This window comes from Flavicella sp. (assembly GCF_037132785.1).
Taxonomy (GTDB): domain Bacteria; phylum Bacteroidota; class Bacteroidia; order Flavobacteriales; family Flavobacteriaceae; genus Flavicella.
Map to the genome: position 1 here is coordinate 1 of NZ_JBAHZZ010000155.1, position 9,083 is coordinate 9,083.

The following is a 9,083-nucleotide window of genomic DNA, read 5'->3' on the forward strand; positions in this document are numbered from 1 at the left end:
ACCTTCAGACCATTTTATTTTGGCTAAATAAGCTTTACAAGCTTCATCATTTGGTAGTTCTTTTATAAAACTCAGTATATTTTGACCTTGAAAAACATCCATATCTGTTATATTTAATGACACTAAGATACAGAAACTAAATGACTAATTAAATATTTTAAGACTAAACTTAAAGTTTCAAAAAAATCACATTACAAGAAAGATGATAAAGCGCAAGATGCTTTTTTAAAAACTACCAAATAAACTACATGATATTAGATTTAGTATAAATAAAGATAAGTATTCTAGTGTGAATTTATATTTTCAAGATGAAGCTAGATTTTATAATAAATGAAATTTGATTTATTATAAAATTAACGTCCAAACTAAACCTATCTTCAAGTTCCTCATTTACATTTTAAAAATCCAATTATAAAAACCCCAATTGCTAACTTAACAAAAAAAAAATTCAATAATTATCAAGGCTAATTACTATCTTTGTCGTAAAATATTTCGATTATGATATTATTTATTGGAGCACCAGAGATTATGATAGTTCTGCTTATAGTAGTTATGTTATTTGGTGCTGATAAAATTCCAGAAATTGCAAGAGGACTTGGAAAAGGCATGCGTCAAATAAAAGATGCGACCAATGATATAAAAAGAGAAATCAATTCTAGTGTCGAAAAAAACGGCATAGATTTGGATGTTACCAAAGACATCAAAAAAGAAATTGAATCTGTTAAAGATGATATAGACGATGTGACTGGACCTATCAAACGTAAATTTTAATTTATTTTTTATAACTAACAACTCAAAATTAAGTACTAAGAATTCAAAAATTATTTCACTCTACTAATAGTCAAGCCGTCTCGAATTGGTAGTAATACAGTTTCTATACGATTATCAGTATTCATCAATTTATTAAATTCCAACAAAGCGGCAGTATCTACATCTTTTGGGTTCAAGGTTTCAATTACCTTTCCACTCCACAATACATTGTCTGATAAAATAATTCCCCCTTTATTCATCTTATTTATAATCAAATCAAAGTAATTGATGTAATTAGATTTATCAGCATCTATAAACACCAAATCAAATTTTTCATCTATCATTGGGATAATGTCAAGGGCATTTCCTACATATTGTTTTATTTGAGATCCATACTCTGATTTATCAAAATACTTTTTTTGTAAATCATACAGTTCTTCATTTTTATCAATCGTATGCAAAGTTCCTTCAGTCGACATTCCTTCGGCTATACATAAAGCAGAATAACCGGTATAAGTTCCTATTTCTAAAATTTTTTTTGGTTGAATTAATTTAGAAATCATAGATAAAACACGACCTTGAAATCCTCCACTTAACATACGTGGATTTAAAACTTTTTGCCAAGTTTCTCTGTTTAATTCTTTTAATATATTAGGTTCTTCTTGAGAATGTGCTATTATATAATCATCTAACTTCTCGGGTAAAAATTCCATTATTCCATATAATTTATTACAATTTAGCACTTTTCTCTTCAAACGTTAAATACAACAGATTTTTCTTTATGTAAATCTAACATATTTTACATCAAAAAAAATGAATAAAAACAATATAAATAGAAGCACATCCCCGTTACGTTTTTGTTTTTGTGTGAAATATGAAAAATAGTATGGATCCTAGTCCTATGAATAATCACTCACAGATTAAACTCTGTAATATTTAATTACTTACAAATATCTTCGTTCTTAAAACCATGTAAAGTCCTCATTTTAAAAATTACAAAATATTTTCCATAACGTTTTTTAATGTATTTTTAAGGCGCTCCCTAACTCAGTATTACCTATATTTTGTATGCATCATTACTCCCAGGATTGAGGAACTCTTTCTTCTATTCAATCCCCTTAGTTTTCTCTATTACCGTAAAAATTAATGCGAATATTTGATTTCCTTCTAAATTATTTATTAATTTTTAAAGCTTCTAAAATTGTATTACTACATATTAATCTATTTATTATCAAACTATTACCAATTATATTATTGTAAAAAAAATTGTAATTAGGTTACTTCTCTAGATATTAACAAGCCTTCTAATAACTTTTAGATAAAACCTTAATTATAAAGAGGTTAACTATATTAGTTAAATGTTAACAAATAAGGATTAAGATTATATAAATAAATTTGCTTTTTATAACAAAAAAAACAATACAGCGAAGGGTAGCATATATCCAAATTTACTTTCATGTTTTTAACCTACAGTTATCAACAATTTAAAATGTACTTATAAGCATTGTAATAATAGAATTCTATCTACTTTTTTATGTTAGTACACATTTCATACTACTTGTTAATAACATAAATACTTTTATTGTAAATCAATTAATTAACCTGTTTATAACCTATTCATAACCTTGTAGAATTATCGATAACTGACAATAGCAATAAAAAAAGAATAAAGTTATTGGGTCTATTAACATACTATAATATACCATTATTCTTTTTTAAAAATTTAAAATAAAACTATATATATAATATAATATGTTTATAACAATTTAAAATAAAACTTTTTTACTTGCTGGATAGTAAAATATAAAATTATGATTTACTTAAGAATCTAACAAGTGCTGTTATTTTTAAATTGTGTAACTTTACAGTCATAATTAATAAAATTTATAGCTGTTTTTAAATAGAGAGAATTGCATAAATTTCGCTCCTGCTAATTTTCACTTTTAATAATAACAGGAATGACAAATACGATTGCTTAATTCGTATTTTTAAAAAAATCAAAAACTAGAATGTCAAGAGGAAAGAAAAAAATATATAAAAAAAAAGGGAGTGTTATAAAAAATTTAACCCGAAATATTATGACTGCGTTTAATAGCAATGCTACTAAAATATTGAATTACAAACAAATTTGTGCTAAAATAGATATTATAGATGCAAATGGGAGAGGGCAAGTGATCAAAAAATTAGAAGATTTAAAAGGTCAAGGAAAAATTGAAGAAGTTGAGAGAGGTAAATTTATTTTAAATCAGAATAAAAATTATCATATAGGAACGTTAGATTTAACATCAAATGGAAACGCTTATTTTATTTGTGATGATTTTGAGAAAGATGTATTTATTCCGTCCATCAATATAAATAGAGGTTTGGACAAAGACACGGTTAAAGTATATGTATATGAAAAACGTAGAAGTTCAAAAAAAGAAGGAGATGTCGTTGAAATTATTGAACGTGCAAAAACGAATTTTGTTGGTGTTTTACAAGTAAGTAAAAACTTTGGTTTTGTAGTGCCCGATAATAACAAAATGTATTCTGATATTTTTATACCAAAAGACCAATTAAATGGTGCTGTTGATGGTGAAAAAGTAATTGCAGAACTTACAGAGTGGCCTGAAAATTCTAAGAATCCATTTGGATCTATTTCTAGAATTTTAGGATTGCCAGGAGAACATAATACTGAAATACATAGTATTTTGGCTGAATATGGATTGCCCTATGAATTTCCTGAGCACGTAGAAAAAGAAGCTAAAGATTTAGATACAACAATTACAGAAGAGGAAATTTCCAAGCGTAGAGATATGCGTAAAGATTTAACGTTTACGATAGATCCAAAAGACGCAAAAGATTTTGATGATGCTTTATCTTATACTATTTTAGAAAATGGTAATTATGAAATAGGAATCCATATCGCTGATGTTTCGCATTATTTAGCTTTAGATTCTGAAATGGAAAAAGAGGCTTATGAAAGAGCAACTTCTGTTTATTTAGTTGATAGAGTTGTACCTATGTTGCCAGAAAAATTATCAAATGGTGTGTGTTCTTTACGTCCACATGAAGAAAAATTAACCTTTTCTGCAGTATTTGAATTAAATAAAAAAGCACAATTGGTAAATGAATGGTATGGAAGAACAGTGACTTATTCTGACCAAAGATTTTCGTATGAAGAAGCTCAGGTGATTATTGAAGAAGGTAAAGAAAATAGGAAAGCTATTATTCCTGAAGATATTTCTATCAGAGAGACTTCATATGAGGTTTCAGAGGATATTGTAAATGCTGTTTTGAAGTTAGATGCTTTAGCAAAAATAATGCGTAAGAAGCGCTTAAAAGACGGTGCAATTACTTTTGATAAAGTAGAAGTGAAATTTAATTTGGATGAAAATGCAGTTCCTTTAGGAGTTTTTTTTAAGGAATCTAAAGATGCAAATAAATTGATTGAAGAGTTTATGTTGCTTGCGAACAGAAAAGTTTCTGAATTTGTTAGTAGAAAAGAGGGAAGACCTACAAAAAATACGTTTGTATATCGTGTACACGATGAACCAAATATAGACAAACTTACTTCCTTACAAGGCATTATTGGTAAATTTGGTTATAAAATAGATTTACAATCTAGACAATCAACATCTGATAGTTTAAATAAATTATTAGATGATGTACACGGAAAAGGAGAATCCAATATGATTGAAACTTTGGCTATTCGTTGTATGAGTAAAGCTGAGTATACTACAGATAATATTGGTCATTATGGATTAGCATTTGATCATTATTCTCATTTTACGTCCCCAATTCGTAGATATCCTGATGTGATGGCACATCGTTTATTACAAAATTATTTAGAAGGAAAACCTTCGCCAAAGAAAGAAGACTACGAAGAGAAATGTAAACATTCTTCCGAAATGGAATATTTAGCAACCAAAGCAGAAAGAGACTCCATCAAATACATGCAAATTAAATATATGCAAGATCATGAGGATCAAGAGTTTTTAGGTGTAATTTCTGGAGTTACTGAATGGGGTATTTATGTTGAGATTATCGAAAATAAATGTGAGGGAATGGTCAGAACTCGTGATATAAAAGATGATTATTATATTTATGATGAAAAGCAATATGCCTTGGTGGGTCAATCTACAAACAAATTGTATCAATTAGGTGCGGAGGTTACTGTAAAAGTGAAAAATACAGATTTAGATCGTAAACACTTAGATTTTACCTTGATACAGAATGAATAATATGTATTTCCATCACTTTTTTAGTGATGGCATTAATTTTGTTAATAGATTAGATACTAAATAATATTAAGAATGAAAAAAATAATTGTAGGATTGTTATTTTTGGTTGTATCCATCGTAACTGCCCAAAACGAAGTGAGTGTAAAACTTGAAAATATAGACGTATTAAAAGTATCTAATGGTTTAAAAGTAAATTTGATTAAATCAGAAGAACAAAAACTTGAGATACATGGAGAAGAGGCTGGGAGTGTAACTTTTAAAAACAAAAGAGGAACTTTAAAATTAGGTTTAAAATTTGGGAGTTCTTTTGATTCAAAAAAAGTAGAAATTGATTTGTATTACAATAGTAATATTGGTGAGTTGGATGTAAACCAAGGAGCTTTAATTATTTCAAAGGAAATATTTGAACAAAAACAATTAAAATTAAATTCTCAAGATGGTTCTTCTATAAAATTAGAAATTGAGGTAGATTATTTAAAAATAAAAGGTGTTTCAGGTGGAAATATTCAGTTGAAAGGAATTGCAAAATCACAAAACGTAAAATTGGTTTCAGGTGCTTCTTATAAAGGTTTTGATTTACATACTAATCAAACTATCATATATGTTTCTACTGGAGCTGTAGCAGAAATACAAGTTTCTGGAATATTAGATGCAAAATCAAAATTTGGAGCATCAATTATTTATTCGGGGCAACCTAATTCTATATCTACTGAAGAATCTATTGGAGGTAAAATAACTAAATATTAAACAGAACAGGTAGAATTAAATAAAACTAAAAAAGACAAAGAGGAATAATTTATTTGATTTTTAAAAAAATCATTAAATGTAAAACAAAGTTATTATCTTTGCTTTCTAAACTAGGAAGAAATGAATTTATCAAGCATATTTTTAGGAATGATTGGTCCACCACAAGTAATATTAATTATAGTTGTAGTATTGTTACTTTTTGGAGGTCGTAAGATTCCAGAATTAATGAAAGGACTTGGTGGTGGTATTAAAGAATTTAAGAAAGCAGCCAAAGAAGAAGATATAGATAATAAAGAAAAAGACGATAAAACTAAAAAGTAGTTAATGTTTTACTTATATAAAAATCGAAGTTGATTATTCAGCTTCGATTTTTTTTATAAAAAAATAAATTTAGTAAGGGATTGTAACAATATAAAGAGTGTTTGAAAAATAAGTAAAAGATCAATTATTACTATAAAAATTATATTATTTTATAGTAAATAAAATTAATTATTATTACAGGAATATTTTTACAATCATTAATAAAGACCATGAAAAAAACAGTGAAAATTATCTTTACAATTTTAGGATTGTTTTTTTTGAAAAATACAACCTTAAAGGCTCAAGATGGTCATATTAAGGGAATAATTATAGACAAAGTATCAGATGAATCTGTTCCTTTTGCAACGGTAGTTATCAAGTCAACTGACATAACTTATGGTACAAGTTCTGATGACAATGGAAAATTTAATTTAGGAAAATTAACTCCAGACAATTATACCATTGTGATTTCATATATTGGGTTTGTGGATACAGTAATTAGAAATGTAGAAATAAAAAATAAAAATCAGGTTGTAAACCTTGGTAGAATTTATTTAGTTGTGAATATAGAAGCTTTGGGTGAAGTAGAAATATCTGGTATAAATAAAACACAAGTATCTAAAATAGATAGAAAAACATATTCTGCTAAAGATTTTAAAACTACAAAAGGTGGAAATGCTGCTGATGTATTAGGAAAATTACCATCTGTATCTGTTGGACCTGACGGAAGTGTTAGCGTTCGTGGTTCTTCTGATTTTATGGTATATTTAAATGGGAAACCTACCAATATTGATGCTTCGACGCTTTTAAATCAAATTTCTAGTAATGATATTGACAAAATTGATATAATTTCTGTCCCTACTGCTCGTTACGATGCGCAAGGAAAAGGAGGAATTATCAATATAAAAACAAAAACCAAAGGAATTGAGGGTTTTGCTGCAACTGCAAATGGAACGCTTGGTGGTGCACCATGGTCTAATAAAACTGATGTGTACAGTGCGTATAAAATCAATGATAATCGTTATGCAGCAGGAATCAATTTGATGTATAACACAAAAAAATATTCTTTATACGGATTTCTTAATTACAACGAAAAAAATGTAAATGGGATGCGTATTGGACGTGCACGTATTTTGGTAGAAAATGATCAAACAAGTCCTTCTGCTTATTTTCATATGAATGCTCAAGGGGAAAGACCTGAATGGTATAAATATTATTCTGCCAATATTGGTGTGGATTTTTATTTGAGTGATTCTAAAGAATTGTCTTTCTCTTATTTTTATGGAAGTAGAAACAACGGTAGAGCTGCTTATTATGAGTATCATACTTTTTATGGTGATGTAGATGGAAATGTTTATTCTAAGGAGCAATATATTTACAATCCAAATAAAGACAATAGATATGGAGACTATAACACTGCAAGTATTGATTTTACGGTTGATTTAGAAGATGGATCTAACTTAATATTATCGGGTACTTATGAAAGTTCTGGTTTGAGTAGAGATCTTACGAATACTAATTATTTTTACAGTTCTAGTGAAGATTTGAATAATGATATTGAAACTAATTATAAAAATTTTAATGAACGTAATATTTATGAAATGTATGACAATACACCTTTAAAAGGGTATCGTATATCTGTGGATTATGAAAAAATATTTGATGATAAGTCCACTTTAGGAGTAGGTTCACAAGTCCAGTATATTGGAATTAAAGGGGATTATGTATATGACAATGAAGAAATTGAAGTAAATGATGTTGAATTTGATAATTATATTGATTTAGACAGAACAGTATATGCTACTTATATTGACTATATTAGATTTTCAGGAAAATGGACTTATAATTTTGGTTTGCGTACAGAATATGGAAATCAGAAAATCTATATAGACAACACATCTTATTTAAAAGATTTTGGTTTATCTGATGAGAGCAATTATTATCAAACTAAATTAGATTTATTTCCGTCTGCTCATATCAACTACCAAGTAAATGACAATAGCAAATATATATTAGTTGCTAGTAGAAGAATTAACCGTCCTTCTTTAACTAAAATGACTCCATTTTTATACCGCCGCCATTTTGAGGTATATGTTATTGGAGATCCAAATTTAGAGTCTGAATATTTGAATAATATTGAATTTTCTTATGAGACCAATATTGGTAAACAAAACATCAACATAACTGGTTTTTATAGAGGCACAGAAAATGCGGTGTTTAGAGTAAATACAACTACCACAGCTATTGAAAATGAATCTATTCATGAAATTTTACAAGAAGATGTTTTGATACGGTTTTATACAAATGCAGGTAATTCTACTGCAATAGGAGGGGAGTTAACGGCTAATTTATTTATAAGTTCTTGGGCAAAATTATTAGTTGGAGGTTCCTTGTATAATTTTATAATTAAAGGTGATGTATTTGGTTATGCTGTTGACCAAGAAAGCACCAATTGGAGTTTAAAAGGAAATATGAATATTGATATGTCTAAAGAAACAAGTGTAACTTTTGATTATAACTATAAGTCGGCAACAGTTACCTCTCAAGGCTCTAACGACTATTTTCAAATGGCAAATATTTCTTTTAATTATTCACCAGAAAAACTGGAAGGTTGGGATTTTAGTTTGAGAGGTTTGGATTTATTGAGTAGTAATTTGCAATACCTTGATACCAATGCTTATAATAAAGATAATCAACAAATATTTTATCAAGAAACAGAGTATCATAGAAATGGTCCTATTGTGGAACTTGGAGTCACTTATACATTTAATAACGTTAAATCTAAGAAAGTTAAAAAAGCATCAGCAGAAGATCATTTTAAGTAAAATTATTTCTATTTTGTCCATTTATGAAAACTAACCTCCATTCAATAACTTAATGTATGGAAAATTCTATTAATTATAGTAGTTGAGTTCGTTGATGTCTTAAGACCGTTGCAAGGTACATGACAAAAACAAACATCCAAACTTAGGATATAAATCATTGTTTGTTAGTTTATTAAGATGTATATTCAAGCCATGAAACTACAAATAACACCTACTTTTGCAGATAGCATTTGTGATT

General features: G+C 27.8%; 6 protein-coding genes and 1 pseudogene. 5 read left to right on the forward strand and 2 right to left on the reverse strand.

Annotated features, from left to right (window positions below):
- Positions 1–102: pseudogene (locus V5787_RS10050) on the reverse strand (IS1595 family transposase); the annotation flags it as partial.
- A gap of 396 nt (positions 103–498) precedes the next feature.
- On the opposite strand from V5787_RS10050, the gene V5787_RS10055 reads away from it, so the two are divergent.
- Positions 499–771 (forward strand): twin-arginine translocase TatA/TatE family subunit, encoded by a 273-nt coding sequence (locus V5787_RS10055; RefSeq protein ID WP_336893099.1) that lies wholly within the window; start codon positions 499–501, stop codon positions 769–771.
- Positions 772–821: 50 nt separating this feature from the next.
- Here V5787_RS10055 and V5787_RS10060 read toward each other — a convergent pair whose 3' ends face one another.
- Positions 822–1,463 (reverse strand): O-methyltransferase, encoded by a 642-nt coding sequence (locus V5787_RS10060; protein WP_336893100.1) that lies wholly within the window; start codon positions 1,461–1,463, stop codon positions 822–824.
- Positions 1,464–2,759: 1,296 nt separating this feature from the next.
- Between V5787_RS10060 and rnr the strand changes: the two genes are divergently transcribed.
- The 4 genes from rnr to V5787_RS10080 all read left to right on the forward strand — a co-directional run bounded on the left by rnr (position 2,760) and on the right by V5787_RS10080 (position 8,845).
- Positions 2,760–4,973, forward strand: a complete 2,214-nt coding sequence (gene rnr / locus V5787_RS10065) for a ribonuclease R (RefSeq protein WP_336893101.1) — start codon at positions 2,760–2,762, stop codon at positions 4,971–4,973.
- Positions 4,974–5,045: 72 nt separating this feature from the next.
- The gene (locus V5787_RS10070) at positions 5,046–5,720 is read left to right on the forward strand and encodes a DUF2807 domain-containing protein (RefSeq protein ID WP_336893102.1); all 675 of its coding nucleotides are present in this window, start codon (positions 5,046–5,048) and stop codon (positions 5,718–5,720) included.
- A gap of 120 nt (positions 5,721–5,840) precedes the next feature.
- Positions 5,841–6,041, forward strand: coding sequence for a twin-arginine translocase TatA/TatE family subunit (gene tatA, locus V5787_RS10075; protein WP_336893103.1), 201 nt, complete (start codon positions 5,841–5,843; stop codon positions 6,039–6,041).
- Between the two features lie 209 nt (positions 6,042–6,250).
- Positions 6,251–8,845, forward strand: coding sequence for a TonB-dependent receptor (locus tag V5787_RS10080; RefSeq protein ID WP_336893104.1), 2,595 nt, complete (start codon positions 6,251–6,253; stop codon positions 8,843–8,845).
- The last annotated feature ends 238 nt before the right edge of the window (positions 8,846–9,083 follow it).